The sequence below is a fragment of the Binatus soli (SeqCode) genome (assembly GCF_050015535.1).
Taxonomy (GTDB): Bacteria; Desulfobacterota; Binatia; order Binatales; family Binataceae; genus Binatus; species Binatus soli.
Window position 1 is genome coordinate 34,205 of sequence record NZ_JBEKBF010000017.1, and the last position, 17,072, is coordinate 51,276.

Consider the following 17,072-nt stretch of genomic DNA (forward strand, 5'->3'; position numbering starts at 1 on the left):
TGATGCCAGCAAAAATCAAACGCGCGATCGCATTGTCAATTGCTACGTGTGCAATTGCGCTCGCGGGATGCTGGCCGTTCCATTCCAATCAGGAAACGCAGCAGCAAAAATTTATCGAAGCGATGAATCACGGCAATGGCGCGCAGGCCAGCCAGATCTGGCTCAACATGGACGCCAGGAGCCGCGCCGACTTTGAACACAGCCAGGGAATGCGGCCGAACTTGTCGCCCGATGAAGTGCAGAAGCAAGTGATGCAACACTACCAGGACAAAATGGGCGCCGACGACAGCAACGAATCGATCGAACGGCCGACCCCCTACGTCGATCTCGGTGGGCTGGAGAGTCTTCCCGGGTATGTCGGCCCGTCGGGCGCGCCGCCCCAGTCCGTGACGGTGCCGACACAGAACGCGCCGTCCAGGTGAGGGTTACGACGATGGAGTTTGCGCTGACAGCCGAGCAGAAGTTGCTGCAGGAAACGCTGCGTGACTTCGCGCAGCGCGAACTGCTTCCCAATTACGCGTCGCGCGACGCGGATAGAGACCTGCCGCCGGCGCTGGTGAGGAAACTCGGCGAGCTGGGAGTGCTTGCGCCGACGGTCGGTGCGCAACTCGGCGGTTCCAGCCTCGATTATGTGTCGCTTGGAATCGCGCACGAGGAAATCGCGCGCGGCGATTTCAACGCCGCGTACGTCCTGCTGCTTGCGGCGCTGACCGCCGCAATAATCTCCCGCAGCGGCGACGCGCGTCAGCAGGCCGCGTTTCTTCCTCCGATTTGCCGAGGCGAAATTATCGCGGCGCTGGCTGTGACCGAACCCGGCGGCGGCTCCGACGCCGCACATGTCATGATGCAAGCGCGTCGCGATGGCGACAACTACGTCTTGAGTGGCGAGAAAACTTCCATCTCATTCTCATCATCGGCCGGCGCTGCCCTCGTCCTGGCCCGAACCGGCACGGCGCAACAGTCCGCTCGAGGTGTGAGCGCATTTTACGTCGATCTCAACTCACCGGGCGTATCGCGCACGCGCTTTCGCGATATGGGCTCGCGTGCCATCGGCCGCGGTCAGCTCTTTTTTGACGGCGTCCGCGTGCCCGCTGCCGCCCGCATCGGCGCGGAAGGCGCAGGCTTCGCCGAGGTGATGCAGGGATTCGATTTCAGCCGCTCGTTGATTGGCCTGATGTGCATCGGCGCGGCCGAGCAGAGCGTCGATGAGACTTGCGCCTACGTCGCCGAGCGCCAGGCGTTCGGCGCCCCGCTTGCACGGTTCGAGGGGGTATCGTTTCCGCTCGCAGAGGCGGCAGTTCGGCTGCGCGCCGCGCGTCTGCTCTGCTACGAAGCGCTGTGGCTCAAGGATCGCGGAGAGCCGCACGGATGGCTCGCGGCCGGAGCCAAGTGGCTCGCGCCCGAGCTGGCCGTCGAGGTCTTGCATCAATGCCTTCTGCTCCACGGGCATCTCGGGTTCAGCCTCGACCTGCCGCATCAGCAGCGAATGCGCGATGTGATCGGACTCGAGATCGGCGACGGCACCGCGCAGATCATGAAGACGATTGTCGCGCGCGAGATTATCGGCAAGACTGCTCGCCCGTACTAGATGGTGGCGTCTAGATGGCTGGATCGAAATGGCCGATTACCTGGGATGCGCGATGGATTTGGGCCGGGCCCGCGCCCTTGCCGGTTTCGCCGATCGATCCGGTCGGACTTCCGCCGAAAGAAACCTGGAACCGATTTTGCTACTTGCGCCGGACGGTTCACCTCGGATCGATCCCTGCGTCAGTTCCCGCACGAGTGACGGCCGACTCGCGCTTCGTGATGTTCGTCAACGGCGTCGAGGTTGCTCGCGGACCGGCGCGTTCGATACCCGAGCGTCTGGCATGGACGGAGATCGATCTCGCGCCGTATCTTCACGCGGGCCGAAACGCAATTGCGTCACTGGCGCGCTTCTACGGCTTGCCGGGACCGTGGTGGCGGCCCGCGACGCCGAGCTTCCTTCTCGGTTTTGGATCATTCGCGTTCGAATCGCCGGCCATCGGCGTGATTTCGGATGCCACGTGGAAAGGACGTGCCGCGCCGTATCGGCAGGATGTGGTCCGGATCGCGGCTCTGCCGGTGCCGCCGATCGAAATCCTCGACGGCGCCGCAATTCCCGCTGGATGGAACGACGCAGCGTTCGATGATTCCGATTGGCAGCCTGCTGTCGAATTGTCGGCCGGCACTCTTTCGCCCAATCGCACGCGAATTCCGGTCGAGCCTTTCACCGCGCCCGAGCCCGGGGAAATAGCGCAGCTGACTTCGATTCCGATCGCACTGAATGAACTCTCCCGCCGTGGCGTCGCGACTCTCAATAGCGATGACCCACGCAGCGCGTATCCAACGGCGGAGCAATCCACCGATGGTCCCGACACCATCGTTAATTTCGACGCAGGAATGATCACGCTCGCGACGCCTTGGGCCGTCGTTCGCGGTCCTGCAGGTTCAATCATCGACTTGTACTGCGGCGAGGACCTGCGTGCCGACGGCAGCGCGGAAATGAATCCGCGCCAATTTGCGATGCGCTATATCCTGCGCGGCGGCGCGGCAGAACGGCTCGAGTCCTACGAATCGGTCGGTTTCCGCCATCTGTCGATCGTCACGCGCGGCGGTGCGCAGATCGAATCGGCCGGCGCGATCGAGCGGCGCTATCCGCGCGGTGACGAGGCGTATTTCGAATGCGACGATCCGGCGCTCAACAAAATCTGGCGCGTTGGTGCGCGCACGCTGGAACTCTGTTCGACCGACGCCTTCATCGACTGTCCCGGCCGCGAACAACGCGCGTGGCTCGGCGATTCCTACATCCACGCCCTGCTGACGTACGCGACCAACGCCGATTGGCGCCTGGTGCGCCGCCATCTGCGAATCTGCGCGCATTCGCGCCGCGGCGACGGTCTGCTGGCGATGGCCGCTGCCTGCGACTTCTCGATATCTTCGACCACCATCCCCGACTACTCATTGCACTGGATACGCGCGCTCGCCCGCTACTTCGAATATTCCGGCGACGCCACGACGGTTCGCGAACTGATGCCGACCGCGGCCGGCGTGCTGCCGGCCTTCGAGCGTTATCGCGCACCCGACGGACTGATTCGCGGGATGCCGGGTTGGATTTTCATCGACTGGGCGATGACCGAGCGATCGGAAGTAACCGGCGCGCTCGATGCGCTTTACGCGGCGGCCCTCGATGATTTCGCGTCGCTCGCCGATACTGTCATGGCCGATTCGCGTGCTGCCGCCGATGCTCGTGCGTGCGCTCAGCGGACCCGGCGGGCATTCGAATTGCTGTGGGACGAGGCCGCGGGCGTGTATGTGGACGCCGCCGACCGGCGCGGCGCCGGCAGGCGAGTCAGTCAGCATACCAACGCGATGGCGATCGTAGCGGGATGCGCCCCGCGACACCGCTGGCCCCGGATGCTCGACTACATCCTCGATGAATCGCGCGTCATCGTCACGCCCACGATTTCCGATAACCTCGCAGCGTACTTGAGCCAACGTATGGACCCCGGCGAGCACATGACCTTCGACGCCGGGCACGACGTGGTCGCGGCGCAACCGTTTTTTTCCCACTTCCTTCACGATGCGATGGTCCGCGCCGGCCGCCGCGACCTGATTCCTGCGCGATGCATGAAATGGTGGCCACAGATCGAACGGGGTGGCACTGCGTTCGAGGAGTACTGGGACGCGCGCCCCGGCGCCGGCAGCAGATGTCACGCATGGTCCGCGACGCCAACCTGCGATTTGACCACTTGGGTTCTCGGCGTGAGGCCGGCCGCTCCCGGCTACTCGCGCGCGGAAATCGCGCCGCGGTTCGGATCGCTTAGGCATCTCGAAGGCCGCGTCCCAACCCCGCACGGGCTTATCGAGGTGAATCTGGATCGCGAAGGCGGCGGCGAGGTCGTGATTCCGGACGATGTGGCCGCCCTCGTGCGCTTCGACGACGCGCCTCTCACCGGCGGCGAATTCGGCCCCGGGCGCCATCGCATTCCCCGTTGACGCCTGCCCGTGCGATAGTGGTAAAAATCGCGTCGGCCCTTCGGCTTCGCATCAGCCAGGACAACCGGCTGCGTAGCGTCTGGAATTGCCGCCATGAGTATCGACCGCACAGAGCAAAATCGAGGCAGGGACACGTCGAAGATTCCCGGCGATTTTCCGGCCGCACCTCTTACGCTCGAAGGTTACAGCATTCTCCATCAGATGTTCCGCGTGCGGCGCCGCGAATTGCGGATGCTCGACGCCGCCAAACGCAACGCTGCTCTCAAGGACGCGTCGCAGCTGTTCGGCGAGATGGCCCGGCGCGAAGACGGTGAAACCGCGCTCTTCTCCGCGCTCGGCCACAAGGGCGATCTGATGGTCGTCCACTTCCGCCGCAGCTTCGAGGAACTTGGCCAGGCCGAACTCGCCGTCGCCGGGCTCGCACTCACCGACTACCTGGAACCGACTACGTCGTATCTGTCGGTGATCGAAATCGGCCTCTACGAAGCGACGGTCGCGCTCTATCGCCGGCTCGTCGACAATGGGGTCGGACCGCGCTCGCCGCAATGGAAGTCTGAAATCGAGTCCGAGATCGCCCGGCAGCGGGAGAAGATTTCGCCGCGCTTGTTTCCGAAAATCCCCGCGCGTCCCTACTTGTGCTTCTATCCGATGGACAAGAAGCGCGAAGGCGCCGACAACTGGTATCGCCTGCCGATCGAGGATCGCCAGCGTCTCATGCACGAACACGGCATGGTCGGGCGCCGTTTCGCCGGCGAAGTGACGCAGATCATCTCGGGCTCGATTGGATTTGACGATTGGGAATGGGGCGTCGATCTTTTCGCCGACGATCCGCTCGTGTTCAAGAAACTCGTTTACGAGATGCGCTTTGACGAGGCCAGCTCGTCGTATGCGAAGTTCGGCCCCTTTTACGTCGGCATCCGTCTCGAGGCGGCCGAACTCGGCAAACTGTTTTCGATCTGATCGACCAACGCATTTCAACTCATGCCGGGAGACAACCATGATCACGCAAGGCGACGAATATCCGATTCATCAGACGCCGGAGCCGGTCCAGCAGGTCTTCACCAGCGACCGCAACTTTTACGATCGATTTTTTTTCAATGGCTGCTTCCCCGAGGGCGAGCCGTACTTCGCCGTCGGGATGGGAATCTATCCGAACCTCGGAATCATCGATTCCGCATTCGGCGTAACCGTCGGCGGCGTGCAGCATAGCGTGCGCGCGTCGCGGGTGCTCGGCGCAGAGCGGATGGACACGCGCGTCGGCCCGATCTCAATCGAGGTCCTGCGCCCGATGCAATCGATGCGCGTTCGCGTCGACCATGAAGCCGTGAAGGCCGACCTGATATTCGAGGCGCGCGCCGCGGTAATAGAGGAGCCGCGCTTTACCCGCCGCGCCGGTCCGCGGATCGTAATGGACATGACGCGGTTCACGCAGCACGGCGGTTACAGTGGAAGCCTGACGGTCGCCGGCAAGACCTACGAGGCAAAACCGTCGCGAGTGTGGGGTGCGCGCGATCGCTCCTGGGGCGTGCGCGGAATCGGACCGCAGGACCCGGCGGGAGTGCCCTCGTCCGCGATGGGCCAGTACTACTGGCTGTGGTCGCCGGCCAATTTCGAGGATGTCTGCACGCTTTGGGACGTCAATGAAAACGCCGACGGCTCGCGATGGCACGAGCACGGCGCCGTCACGCGCGCACAGCCCGGCGCCCCGCTCGATCTCTCGACCGGGGGCCTCGACTTCAACATCAACTATGCTTCCGGAACGCGCCACGCCAAAAGCGCCGAAATAATTTTGCGCACCCCGCAAGCCGGCGAAAGCCGCATCGAGTTGGAAATTCTGTACAACTTCTACATGCAGGGCATCGGCTACTTTCATCCGAAGTGGGGGCACGCAATGTACGTCGGCCCCGACGTCTCGACCTACGACTCGCTCAAAACCGCCGACGTCGACCAGCGCGATTTCTTTAATCAGCACATCGAGGCTGTATGCCGGGCGAAAATGGGTTCGCGCAAGGGGATGGCAATTCTCGAGATGTTAATCCTGGGTCCGCACACTCCGAGCGGCTTCAAGGATTTACTCGACATGCATCCGTAGCGGATTGATTTTTTGTCAGGACGGTTCGCGGCCGGCCCCTGATTCGCTCACTTCCCGAGCTTTCCGAGCATGCGCCCGACGAAGCCTTGCCGTTTCTTTTCTTCTACCGGCGCAGGCTCGCGGCCTTCTTTGAGAGCCGCGAAGATCTCTTCGACTTCGCCGTCAACCGGGAATCGGCCGGTACTCGATTTCGAGAAGACCAGCCGCCCGTTCACGATCACGTCGAACTGACCCGTTTTGCCGGCCGTGATTTCCGCCTTCTCGCCGAACCTGGAACCTAATGACGCGGCCAGACTGGCCGCGCGCGGCTTATAGCCTCAAGCTGCGCAGTAGAGAATTTCTGTAGCCATGATCAAAGCCTACCCGCCGGTCTCGCGCCGTTCAAACGCGCGTTGTGGTTCGCTCGCGAACTACTTGCCGTTGGGGATATCGACGAACACCGCCGCGGCGACCACCGACGACCACAGCCCGTCGCGATCGCCTATCGCCGACTGCGTGACGTTGCGCGTCGTTACGATTTTGTCCGACATCCGCCACAGATCCTTGCGCTCGTCGTAGCTCAGATTCGGATCGAAATCGATGCCAAGAATTGTCGCCAGCATCATCGCCGCCAGATCCTCCGCGTAGTCGCCCGCCTTCTGATCCGTTTCTCCCGTGCTGTGATGCTCGGACAGGTATCCGTACTGCGCCGGATTGCTGGGAAGCGCGACCCCCACCGACGATGCTATGAGCCGATGCGGTTCGTTGGTCGCGTTATCGCTCATCACGGCAAAAACGATCTGCCCCGGCGTCAGGTACTTCAAGCCTTCCTGCTGGCTGAGCAGTTTGCAGTTGGGCGGGAAAATCGATTTGACGCGCACGAGGTTGAACTCGGCGATTCCCGCCGAACGCAGCGCCAGCTCGAAAGAAGTCAGCTTCTCGCGATGCCGGCCCACGCCCTTGGTCAAGAATGTCCCCTTCGGAATCGGCCCCATTTATTTTCTCTCCCATCGATTGCGCGGGTGGCCGCGGTTGGTTGCCACAATTCCAGTTGGTTTGCGACGCTCGCGAAATCCGCTGCGCGCCGCCCCTTCTCCGGTTCCGGTCTCCTTGCTATGAATCCGCCCGCCCAACGCCGTGCTACACCGTGTTCACCGGTATGTACTCACCGAATACCTTGCGCATCGCGTCCGATATTTCTCCAAGCGTGCACCATCCGCGCACTGCATCGATTATCGGCGGCATCAGATTCTGCCCGCCGCCGGCAGCCGCCTCGACCCGCGCGAGCGCTTTCGTCGCCGTCTGCGCGTTTCTTTCTGCCCGCACGCGCGCAACGCCTGCCTTCTGCTTCTCCTCCAGCTCCGGCTTGACCCGCAGGATTTCCCCCGGCGGTTCGCCGCCCCCGGTGAACTGGTTTACGCCTACGATAATTCGCTGCATGGTTTCAATCTCGCGCTGGTAAATAAATGCGGCGTTCTGAATTTCGCGCTGCATGTAGCCGCGCTCGATTGCGGCGACTGCGCCGCCGAAGTCGTCGATCTTTGACAGGTACTCGACCGCCTTTTCTTCCAACTCGGTCGTCAGCCGTTCGACGTAGTACGAACCGCCGAGCGGATCGATCGTGTCCGCGACCTCCGACTCGTGCGCGATAAGCTGCTGTGTGCGCAGCGCGAGCAGCACCGAGGATTCCGTCGGCAGCGCGAGCGCCTCGTCTTTGGAGTTGGTGTGCAGCGATTGCGCTCCGCCCAGCACCGCCGCCAACGCCTGCATCGTCACGCGCACGACATTGTTGTCCACCTGCTGCGCGGTCAGCGTCGAGCCCGCCGTTTGCGCATGAAACCGCATCATCATCGAGCGTTCATCCTTCGCTCCGAAGCGCTCCTTCATTATTTTCGCCCACAGCCGCCGCGCCGCCCGGAACTTCGCGACTTCCTCGAAGAAGTTGTTGTGCACGTTGAAGAAGAACGACAGCCGGCTCGCAAACGCGTCGAGTTGCAACCCCGCTTTCAGCGCGGCGTCAACGTATGCGATCCCGTCGGCAATCGTGAACGCGAGTTCCTGCGCCGCGGTCGAGCCGGCCTCGCGGATGTGGTAGCCCGAAATCGATATCGTGTTCCAGTTCGGAACTTCCTTCGTCGCAAAACTGAAAATGTCGGTGATGATCCGCATCGAGCCGCGCGGCGGATAGATGTACGTCCCGCGCGCGACGTATTCCTTCAGGACGTCGTTCTGGATGGTGCCGTTGACCTTGTCCCAGCCCACACCCCGGCGCTCCGCCACCACCAGGTACAACGCCAGCAGGATCGACGCGGTCGCGTTGATCGTCATCGAGGTCGAAATCTTGTCCAGCGGCAGCTCGGCGAGCATCGTCTCCATGTCGGCGATCGAGCATATCGGCACGCCGACCCGTCCGACTTCGCCCTCGGCCAGCGGATGGTCCGAGTCGCGGCCCATCTGCGTGGGCAGGTCGAACGCGACCGACAGCCCCGTCTGGCCCTGCTCGAACAGGTAGCGGTAGCGGCGGTTCGATTCCTCCGCGCTGCCGAAGCCTGCGTACTGGCGCATCGTCCACAGGCGCCCGCGATACATCGTCGGCTGCACGCCGCGTGTAAACGGATACTCGCCTGGGAAGCCCAGCTCGTTCACAAAATCGAAGTCGTTCAGGTCTTCGGGATCGTACGCTCGCTTGATTTCGATTCCCGAGCTCGTGACGAACTTCGCCTTGCGCTCGGCGCCGCGCTTCAAAGAAGGATTGAGTTTGCGTTCCTCCCAGGTCTTGCGCGCGTCCCCGATTTTGCGATCGTCTTCAGCCATCGTAACTTGCCTCTAACAGGATGTTGAACGGTTCAGGACACGAATTGCCCTTCGATAGGAGTGTTTCAACACCCTGCTAAGGTACGCGGTAGCCTTCCAGTTCGGCGCCGTCACGCAATAGAACCACGTATGTGACCTCGCCGCTCGTGGCAAGCACGCCGGAAAACTGCGGGCGGCCCCACATGTTGCTGCGCGGCAGCTTCAAATCCATGATTTGTGTTCCATTCGCGAGTTTGAAAACCCTGAACCCACGATAATACGAGGGGTCAAGTTCGAACATAACGTGGCTCTGGTCGCAATCGAGCAGCTCATATCTCAGGTCCCCGGACAGATCCGGGCATGTGCAACCCCAAGGCGACTGGGGTGGAACCCTCCTCGAGTAGGCCGCGATGCGTGTCATCCGTCCAAAGGGGTTGAGATTGTTATGCAAATCGTCTAACGAGGAGAAACCAAGCGGAGCGAGTTTCGGCCCACATGCCTTTTCTTCCGGCGTCGAAGCGCTCTCGGCGAGCCAGAGTTTGTTGATAATGGTATAAGTACACACCGTTTCAGGCTTCAGGCCGGGAAGAGTTAAGGTTTCCACCGCATACTGGCCGGTAAGGGTCACGTTGCCGTCGATCGTTTCGCGCTTATACTCCTGAAGGCCGCTCACTACGAAGGCCCCGCTGGGGCTGAAACCCATGTCGCCTGCGGCCAGCAGAGGATCGGTGACCACGACGCGGCTGAGCAGCTTGAACCCGTGGAGATCGATAATGTTCAGGACAGATAGCGGCTTTGCAGATTCGCCGGGGAGAGCCTCGTTCCATTTGTCTGCGTTCTGGCTCAAACGGACCACGAGATAATTCGCTGCGGGGTCCATTAAGAGCTGATCGTTCCGATCCACCCGGTCTCCTTGAAAATTTGAATCGATTGGTTCATCATTCGGCCCCACGTCGACATCCAGCTCGTCCTCACGCGGTTGCGAGGTGGCCCAGTCCGCGATGCGCCGCAGCTTCCAGATTTGCTTGGGCTGTTCGCGCTGCTTGGTGACCACCAGCAAGGCACCATCGGGCATCGAATGCAGGGTCGAGAACTCCTGGTTATTCTGTGGCTTGTGCAACCTGTAGGTGAAGGATCTTGCGTTCCCCTGGCCGGGGCAGACCGTCAAGAAGAAAGCAACCACCAGGAAAAGAGTCCGTCGCTCAAGCATTGCGCAATCGTATCACTCCGGAATCTTCTTTTTGAGAACCGTTCCGGCCAAATTGTATCCCTCAGCAGGCGGTCGCATGCGGCTGGCGCTGCTACTCGATGACCATCATCAGTTGGCCCTTCTCGACCGCCTGCCCCGCGACCACCTTCACTTCCACGACCTTGCCGGCCTTGGGCGCCTTGACTTCGTTTTCCATCTTCATCGCTTCGACGATGATAATTCCCTGTTCCGCTTTGACTTCGTCTCCCGGCGCGACCAGCACGTTAACCACCCGGCCCGGCATCGCGGATTTTATTTCCACGCGGCCGCTGACCTCGCGCCGCTTGCCGGCCGCGCGCGCCGTCCGTCGCGCCGCATCGGCGACCGTGAGCCGCGTCGATCCGCTCCGCGACGCAACCACAGTTTCCTCGCCGTCGCGCGCCACGTCAAAATCGAACGAGCGATTGTTGATAATCACCGAAAAGGACACCGGCCCGACCGTGCGCAAATCGGCTTCGAAACGATTCTCACCGAAACGAATCGCGAACGAGTCCGCGGCGAGCTCTTCAATCTCGATTTCGTGTTCCTGAGCGCCAAGCGTCACGAGGTACCGCATCGGTAACAGTCCCGGCTATCTCCTCAGCGTGTCGAACCGGCCGATCGCCCGCCATGCGGACGCCTGCGGCGCGGCCACCGGCTGTGCGCCGGCGCCATTGCCGTGGTTGGCATTTTTCTGCGCTGCGATCGCCGCGAGAAATATCGCCGCCAGTTCCGCACCGCGCGGCGCGGCGCCGTTTTCATTCGGATGATACTCGCGGTCGATAAAATAGGTATCGAATTCACCTTTCAAAAACTTGGGATGCGTCATAATCCAGCGATGGAAGTCGAGGTTGGTGCGCAGATCGCCGGAAATTACGAATTCGCCGAGCGCCCGCCGCATCCTGTCGATCGCCTGCTCGCGATTCGCGCCCCACACCGCCAGCTTCGAGATCATCGGGTCGTAAAATACCGGCACTTCGGCGCCCGGATAAACTCCCGTGTCGTTGCGCACCCCCGGACCGTCGGGAAATCTGAGCGTCTCGATCTTTCCCGGCGCCGGTGCGAAGCCGGCCGCCGGATCTTCCGCGTAGATTCGGCACTCGATCGCCCAGCCGCGTTGGGTGAGATCTTTTTGCTTGAACGGCAGCTTCGCGCCCGCGGCGATTTCGATTTGCGCGCGCACCAGGTCCACGCCCGTCACCAGCTCGGTCACCGGATGCTCGACCTGGATGCGCGTGTTCATCTCGAGGAAGTAAAAGTTGCGCTCTGCGTCGACCAGGAACTCGATCGTTCCCGCGCTGACGTAGTTCACCGCCTTGGCCGCGCGCACCGCGACCTCGCCCATCTCCGCCCGCATCTTCGCCGTGATAAACGGCGACGGCGATTCCTCGACGACCTTCTGATGGCGCCGCTGAATCGAGCATTCGCGCTCGAAGACATGGACGATGTTGCCGTGCGCGTCGGCGAGCACCTGCACTTCGATATGGCGCGGTCGCTTCAGAAATTTCTCGACGTAAAAGCGCCCGTCGCCGAACGACGACTTGGCCTCGCTTGAGACCGTGCGCACCACTGACGCGAGGTCTTTGCCGTTCTCGACGAAGCGCAGCCCCTTGCCGCCGCCGCCCGCGGCCGCCTTCACCATGATTGGAAACCCGATCTTTTTCGCGAACGCGGCTACTTCCGCCTCGGTCTCCAACGTCCCCGGCGAGCCCGGCACGACCGGCACTCCCGCCGCCGACATCAATTTGCGCGCCTCGACCTTGTCGCCCATCCGCTCGATCGCGTCCGCCGGCGGCCCGATCCAGGTCAGGCCGGCCCGCTGCACCGAGCGCGCAAACGCGGCGCGTTCGGAGAAAAAGCCGTAACCCGGATGAACCGCGTCGGCCTTGGAAGATTTCGCGGCCTCAAGAATTTTCGCGGTGTTAAGATAGCTCTCGGCAGCCGGCGCCGGACCGACCGGGTAGGCATGATCGGCTTCGCGCACGTGCAGCGCGGCGCGATCGGCGTCCGAGTAGACGGCGACCGACTCGATTCCCAACTCGCGGCATGCGCGGATGATCCGCACCGCGATCTCTCCGCGGTTGGCGATTAGAATCCGCTTGAACATCAATTTTCCCTGGCGCCGACCTTCTTTCAGACCGCGCTCACGTTCTCCAAATTGTATACTGAATCCAGCCCACGCGAGCTAACCGCGCGCGGCGGCCGGTGCGGACGCTTTTGGTCAAAGTGGAATATTGCCGTGCTTGCGCGGCGGATTCTTGTCGCGCTTGTTCGCGAGCGCCTTGAGCGCGCCGATCAGCCTGGGGCGCGTGTCGCGCGGCATGATCACTTCATCGATATAGCCGAGCTCAGCCGCCTTGAACGGATTCGCAAAAGTTTTGCGATAGTCCTCGGCCAGCCGCGCGCGCTCGGCGACTGCATCTTTGGCCTTGGCGAGCTCGTTGCGAAAAACAATGTTGATGGCCTGCTCGGGTCCCATCACCGCGATCTCGGCGCTCGGATACGCAAAGTTGAAATCGCCGCGAATATGCTTCGACGACATGACGTCGTACGCACCGCCGTAAGCCTTGCGCGTTATCACCGTCACCTTGGGCACGGTGGCCTCGCAGAACGCGTAGAGCAGCTTCGCACCATGCCTGATAATTCCGGCGAACTCCTGCGAGGTACCGGGCAGAAAGCCCGGCACATCCACGAACGTGACAAGCGGAATGTTGAACGCGTCGCAGAAGCGCACAAATCGCGCCGCCTTCACCGACGAGTCGATATCGAGGCATCCCGCCAGAAAGGCCGGCTGATTCGCGACCACGCCGACCGAGTAGCCGCCGAGCCGCGCGAACCCGATCAGCATGTTGTGCGCGTAATCCTTCTGCACTTCCAGGAACTGGCCCTCATCGACCACGCGCCGGATAATCCCGCCCATGTCGTAAGCCTTGTTGGGATTTTCGGGGACGATCGAATCGAGCGCGGCATCGCAGCGGGCGGGGTCGTCACCGCTCGCGACGAATGGCGGGTCTTCGACATTGTTCGACGGAATATATGAAAGCAGCTCGCGGATCATCGCGAGCGCGCCCGCGTCGTCGTCGGCCTCAAGATGGCACACGCCCGACTTCTGGCTATGCGTATCTGCGCCGCCAAGCTCCTGCATCGTGACCTCTTCGTGCGTGGTCGCCCGGATCACGTCGGGCCCGGTGATGAACATGTACGAGGTATCGCGCACCATCACGATGAAGTCCGTCATCGCCGGCGAATACACCGCGCCGCCGGCGCACGGTCCCATGATCGCGGAAATTTGCGGGATCACTCCCGACGACATTACGTTGCGCAGAAAAATATCCGCGTAGCCCGCCAGCGACACGACGCCCTCCTGGATTCGCGCGCCGCTGCCGTCGTTGAGCCCGATCACCGGGCATCCGGTCTTCATCGCGAGGTCCATCACCTTGCAGACTTTCTCCGCGAACGCGCCCGACAGGCTGCCGCCGAAGACCGTGAAATCGTGGCTGAAGATGCACACCTGCCGCCCGCCGATCGTGCCGTAGCCTGTCACGACCCCATCGCCGGGGATTTTTTTCTCCGCCATGTCGAAGTCTGTGATTCGATGCGTCTTGAACTTGTCGATCTCGACGAACGAGTCACGGTCGAGGAGAAACTCGACACGCTCGCGCGCGGTCATGCGGCCCTGTGCGCGTTGCTTCTTGAGCCGGTCCTGGCCGCCGGCCGCCTCCGCCTCGCGCGTGAGCCGCTTGAGTTGTTCGAGATTTTCTTTAAGGCCCATTTGTCACAACCGCGATAAAGCGAGATAGACGCCAAACAAAAAGGCGCCAGTCACGCGCCACCGGCAAGATAGATACCGCATGTTCGCCGCCGGTTAAAGCGCCCGATTATTCCGAGGTGCGGGGTGAAAACCCGGAGAAATCGAATCGGTCGCCGGCCTTGATCCCGTTCTTTGCGCAGAAACCGCCGTTCACTTCGAGCACATACTGCGAGTCGCCTTCGACGCCGACCAGCTTGTCGGAAAACGGCTCCGCGTTCACGACGATTCCAATCACCCGGCGCGCCGCATCCGCGAAAATCATGTCGAGCGGAATCGGCGTATTGTGCATCCAGTAATTCCGGCGCGCCGTATCCGGGAAAACAAAGATCATCCCCGCATTCTCGTCGAGATGCTTGCGATACATCAGGCCGAGCTCGCGCTGCGCGTCCGTGTTCGCCACTTCGACCGCAACTGTGGCGCGCGGCTTGCCGTCAGCGCCGACTATCGTGACGCATGGACCGCGCGCGCATCCGAGCAACGCGAGCAGGATGACCACGGGCGCAAATGGGCCGAATCGGAGGCGCAAGCGGCGACGCAACGTTGCTCCCATGGCTGGGCGCAAATCTAGCGCGTCGATGAGCCGCGGGGAATCAGATCAGGTTGTTTCCGGCGAGATATCCTCGAGCTCTCGTCCCGAGGTCTCCGGAAAGAACAATATGATCGCCGGCGCGATTATCCAGAAGACCGTCACGTAGCAGATCGCTCGCGCGTGCGAGCCGGTGAACCGGAACAGCACGCCCTCCAGGAACAACCCCAGTGCGCCGCCGGTCGTGCCCGCGACCAGGAGCGCGCTCCCCGCGGTCGAACGATAAGAGGTCGGAAACAACTCCGCGCTGTAGGCAGCCAGAATGTTGCCCGACGCGATGTCGAAAAATATTTCCAACATCCATACTGGAACAATCGACCAGCCCGGCGCCGTATACATCCAGATAGTCAACAGCGGCGACAGGAACGTGAACGCCGCCCCCATCACGCGCCGCCCATAGCGATCGCTCAGGCGGCCCGCGACGATCGAGCCCAATATTCCGAAAGCACCGCCGAACAGAAACAACGACGAGACGTTGCCCGGCGACCAATGATGCGTCTCCTGCAGAAACTTCGGAAACAGAAAGCCTGACACGTTGCCGCCCATCGAGCTCAGAAACGCCACCGACAGTATCATGACGAGCCGTCCCGGGTACGCGCTGTACAACTGCACGAGCGGCTGCCAGATCTTCACCGGCTGCAGCCCTTCGAGCTTCTCTTTCTCGAAGCGCGCGCTTTCGGGCAGCAAGCGCCGCAGCGGAATGATCAGCACCAGCGGCACCAGCGCGATCACGTACAGTCCGCGCCATCCGTAAGGAATCACATTGATAAACGCGAACACGATCGCGGCCAGGCCGTAGCCCATCGACGACACCGCGCCGAGCAGTCCAATCGCCCATCCGCGATTGGCAGCGTCAACTTCCTCCGCCACTATCACCATCGCGATTGCGGCTTCGGCGCCGGCGAACGCGCGCGCAATTATTTCAAACGCTGCAAAGCTCCGCTCGCCCGGCGCGATCGCGATAAGGCCGGTGAAAATCGTGTAGCCGAAGACCGTGTAGAGCAGCAGCCGGCGGCGCCCGAACACGTCGGCAAAGGGAGTCATCAGCAACGCCAGCAGGTAGCCGAGCCGGATCACCGAGAGCACGGCGCCAAGGTGCGCCTCCGCGATCTTGAGCCCCGCCTGAATTTGCTTGAGCGCGAGACTCAGCAGGGCGCGATCGTATTGATCGAAAAAGCCCGCGGTTGATGCGATCCAGAATACCCGGCGCTGGCGCTTGGTGAACGGCGGCGTCCTGCCCAGCAGACCAAGGTTGACACTCCGGCGGCCTGCTTCCTCAGCCACATGCCCGGTTTCGGGTTTCAAATCGGGCGCGCTGGCGGGATCGGTCATCTGGATTCAATCGATCGCGACCGGCAATGACTCGAGACCGCGCAAAAAGTACGACCCCTTGTAAACCGGTTTCATCGCGGGGTCTTTCAGCCGCAGCCGCGGGAAGCGCTCGAGCATCGCGCCGATCGCGATCGCACCCTCCATCCGCGCCAGCGGCGCGCCGATGCAGAAGTGGATTCCCTCGCCGAACGCAAAGTGGTCGCGAGGCTCGCGCGTGATGTCGAAACGATCGGGATCTTCGAACTGCGCCGGATCGCGATTTGCCGCGGCAAGGATTATGAAGCAACCGAGATTGGCCGGCAGCTCGGTCCCGCCGAGTATCGTATCTTCCTTCGTGAAGCGAACGGTGGACTGCACCGGTCCGTCGTAGCGCAGGATCTCCTCGATCGCCCTGGCCATCAGCTCCGGCCTTTGCCTCAGTAGATTCATCTGCGCGGGATTGCGCCCGAGCGCGAGCATCCCGTTGCCGATCAGATTGGTCGTGGTCTCGTTACCGGCCAGCAGCAGGAGCAGCACGAACGCCAGCAATTCGCCCGCGTTCATCGCTTCGGCGTCGTCGTGCGCGGCGACCAGCGCGCTTATCAGGTCGGCGCCGGGATTCTTGCGCCGCCGCTCAATCTGCTCGGCGAAATAGCTGCGCAGCGCCTTGGTCGCGGTGTGAAATTGCTGCGGCAGCGGAGTCCCGGGCAGAGTGTTGTCGCCCGATACCACCGTGTCGGACCAGTGCTTGAACTGTTCGTAATGGTCCGGCGGCACGCCGAGCATCTCTGCGATAACCATCACCGGCAGCGCGTTCGCAAACCCGCTCATCACGTCGAGCTCGCCCTTGCGCTGGGCATGGTTGATGAGATTTTTCGCGATCTCGCGGATTCGCGGCTCGAGATCGCGGATTCGCCGCGGCGTGAAATCACGCGACACCAGGCGGCGCAGCCGGGTATGCATCGGCGGATCGGAAAACAGCATCGTGCGTGCGCCGGCAAACGGCCCCTCGTTCGGAGGTTCGGCGGGATCGCGCGGCCGCTCGCTCGAGAAATGGGCATGGTCGCGCAGCACCGCCATCACGTCGCCGTAGCGAGTGACCATCGCGATCGGCCCGAACAAATCGAGAATACGCGGCGGACCGGCGAGCAACGGCTTGTAATGCGGATACGGATTGGCGCGGAAGTTCTCGTCCCACGGATTGAAGTAGAAATCCTGCGACGCCCCAAGCGCGGTTGCTTCGCTCATCGTCAGA

Annotated in this window: 15 protein-coding genes; 5 read left to right on the top strand and 10 right to left on the bottom strand. The window is 62.2% G+C overall.

Annotation, left to right across the window (positions count from 1 at the left end; genetic code table 11):
• Positions 1–2 precede the first annotated feature (2 nt).
• The 5 genes from ABR989_RS13835 to ABR989_RS13855 all read left to right on the top strand — a co-directional run bounded on the left by ABR989_RS13835 (position 3) and on the right by ABR989_RS13855 (position 6,109).
• Positions 3–422, top strand: a complete 420-nt coding sequence (locus ABR989_RS13835) for a hypothetical protein (RefSeq protein ID WP_428129599.1) — start codon at positions 3–5, stop codon at positions 420–422.
• 11 nt (positions 423–433) lie between these two features.
• On the top strand, positions 434–1,588 hold the full coding sequence (locus tag ABR989_RS13840; RefSeq protein WP_428129600.1) for an acyl-CoA dehydrogenase family protein: 1,155 nt from the start codon (positions 434–436) through the stop codon (positions 1,586–1,588).
• Positions 1,589–1,602: 14 nt separating this feature from the next.
• On the top strand, positions 1,603–4,017 hold the full coding sequence (locus tag ABR989_RS13845) for an alpha-L-rhamnosidase-related protein (RefSeq protein ID WP_428129603.1): 2,415 nt from the start codon (positions 1,603–1,605) through the stop codon (positions 4,015–4,017).
• A gap of 93 nt (positions 4,018–4,110) precedes the next feature.
• Complete coding sequence (hemQ, locus tag ABR989_RS13850) at positions 4,111–4,977, top strand: hydrogen peroxide-dependent heme synthase (protein ID WP_428129606.1); 867 nt, start codon at positions 4,111–4,113, stop codon at positions 4,975–4,977.
• 37 nt (positions 4,978–5,014) lie between these two features.
• The gene (locus ABR989_RS13855; protein ID WP_428129607.1) at positions 5,015–6,109 is read left to right on the top strand and encodes an Rv3169 family protein; all 1,095 of its coding nucleotides are present in this window, start codon (positions 5,015–5,017) and stop codon (positions 6,107–6,109) included.
• Between the two features lie 47 nt (positions 6,110–6,156).
• Here the strand turns inward: ABR989_RS13855 and ABR989_RS13860 are convergent, their stop codons facing one another.
• The 10 genes from ABR989_RS13860 to ABR989_RS13905 all read right to left on the bottom strand — a co-directional run bounded on the left by ABR989_RS13860 (position 6,157) and on the right by ABR989_RS13905 (position 17,065).
• The gene (locus ABR989_RS13860; protein WP_428129708.1) at positions 6,157–6,402 is read right to left on the bottom strand and encodes an Rdx family protein; all 246 of its coding nucleotides are present in this window, start codon (positions 6,400–6,402) and stop codon (positions 6,157–6,159) included.
• A 117-nt stretch (positions 6,403–6,519) separates the two neighbouring features.
• The gene (locus ABR989_RS13865; RefSeq protein ID WP_428129609.1) at positions 6,520–7,083 is read right to left on the bottom strand and encodes a pyruvoyl-dependent arginine decarboxylase; all 564 of its coding nucleotides are present in this window, start codon (positions 7,081–7,083) and stop codon (positions 6,520–6,522) included.
• A gap of 145 nt (positions 7,084–7,228) precedes the next feature.
• Positions 7,229–8,902, bottom strand: coding sequence for an acyl-CoA mutase large subunit family protein (locus ABR989_RS13870; protein ID WP_428129611.1), 1,674 nt, complete (start codon positions 8,900–8,902; stop codon positions 7,229–7,231).
• A gap of 76 nt (positions 8,903–8,978) precedes the next feature.
• Complete coding sequence (locus ABR989_RS13875; protein WP_428129613.1) at positions 8,979–10,091, bottom strand: hypothetical protein; 1,113 nt, start codon at positions 10,089–10,091, stop codon at positions 8,979–8,981.
• A gap of 91 nt (positions 10,092–10,182) precedes the next feature.
• Positions 10,183–10,686 (bottom strand): biotin/lipoyl-containing protein, encoded by a 504-nt coding sequence (locus ABR989_RS13880; RefSeq protein ID WP_428129616.1) that lies wholly within the window; start codon positions 10,684–10,686, stop codon positions 10,183–10,185.
• 15 nt (positions 10,687–10,701) lie between these two features.
• Positions 10,702–12,216: an acetyl-CoA carboxylase biotin carboxylase subunit gene (accC, locus tag ABR989_RS13885; RefSeq protein WP_428129619.1), complete on the bottom strand. Its 1,515-nt coding sequence runs from the start codon at positions 12,214–12,216 to the stop codon at positions 10,702–10,704.
• Between the two features lie 114 nt (positions 12,217–12,330).
• On the bottom strand, positions 12,331–13,881 hold the full coding sequence (locus tag ABR989_RS13890; RefSeq protein WP_428129622.1) for an acyl-CoA carboxylase subunit beta: 1,551 nt from the start codon (positions 13,879–13,881) through the stop codon (positions 12,331–12,333).
• A gap of 106 nt (positions 13,882–13,987) precedes the next feature.
• On the bottom strand, positions 13,988–14,470 hold the full coding sequence (locus ABR989_RS13895; protein ID WP_428129625.1) for a DUF192 domain-containing protein: 483 nt from the start codon (positions 14,468–14,470) through the stop codon (positions 13,988–13,990).
• A 45-nt stretch (positions 14,471–14,515) separates the two neighbouring features.
• Complete coding sequence (locus tag ABR989_RS13900) at positions 14,516–15,838, bottom strand: MFS transporter (RefSeq protein WP_428129627.1); 1,323 nt, start codon at positions 15,836–15,838, stop codon at positions 14,516–14,518.
• A 6-nt stretch (positions 15,839–15,844) separates the two neighbouring features.
• On the bottom strand, positions 15,845–17,065 hold the full coding sequence (locus ABR989_RS13905; RefSeq protein ID WP_428129629.1) for a cytochrome P450: 1,221 nt from the start codon (positions 17,063–17,065) through the stop codon (positions 15,845–15,847).
• Between the last annotated feature and the right edge of the window lie 7 nt (positions 17,066–17,072).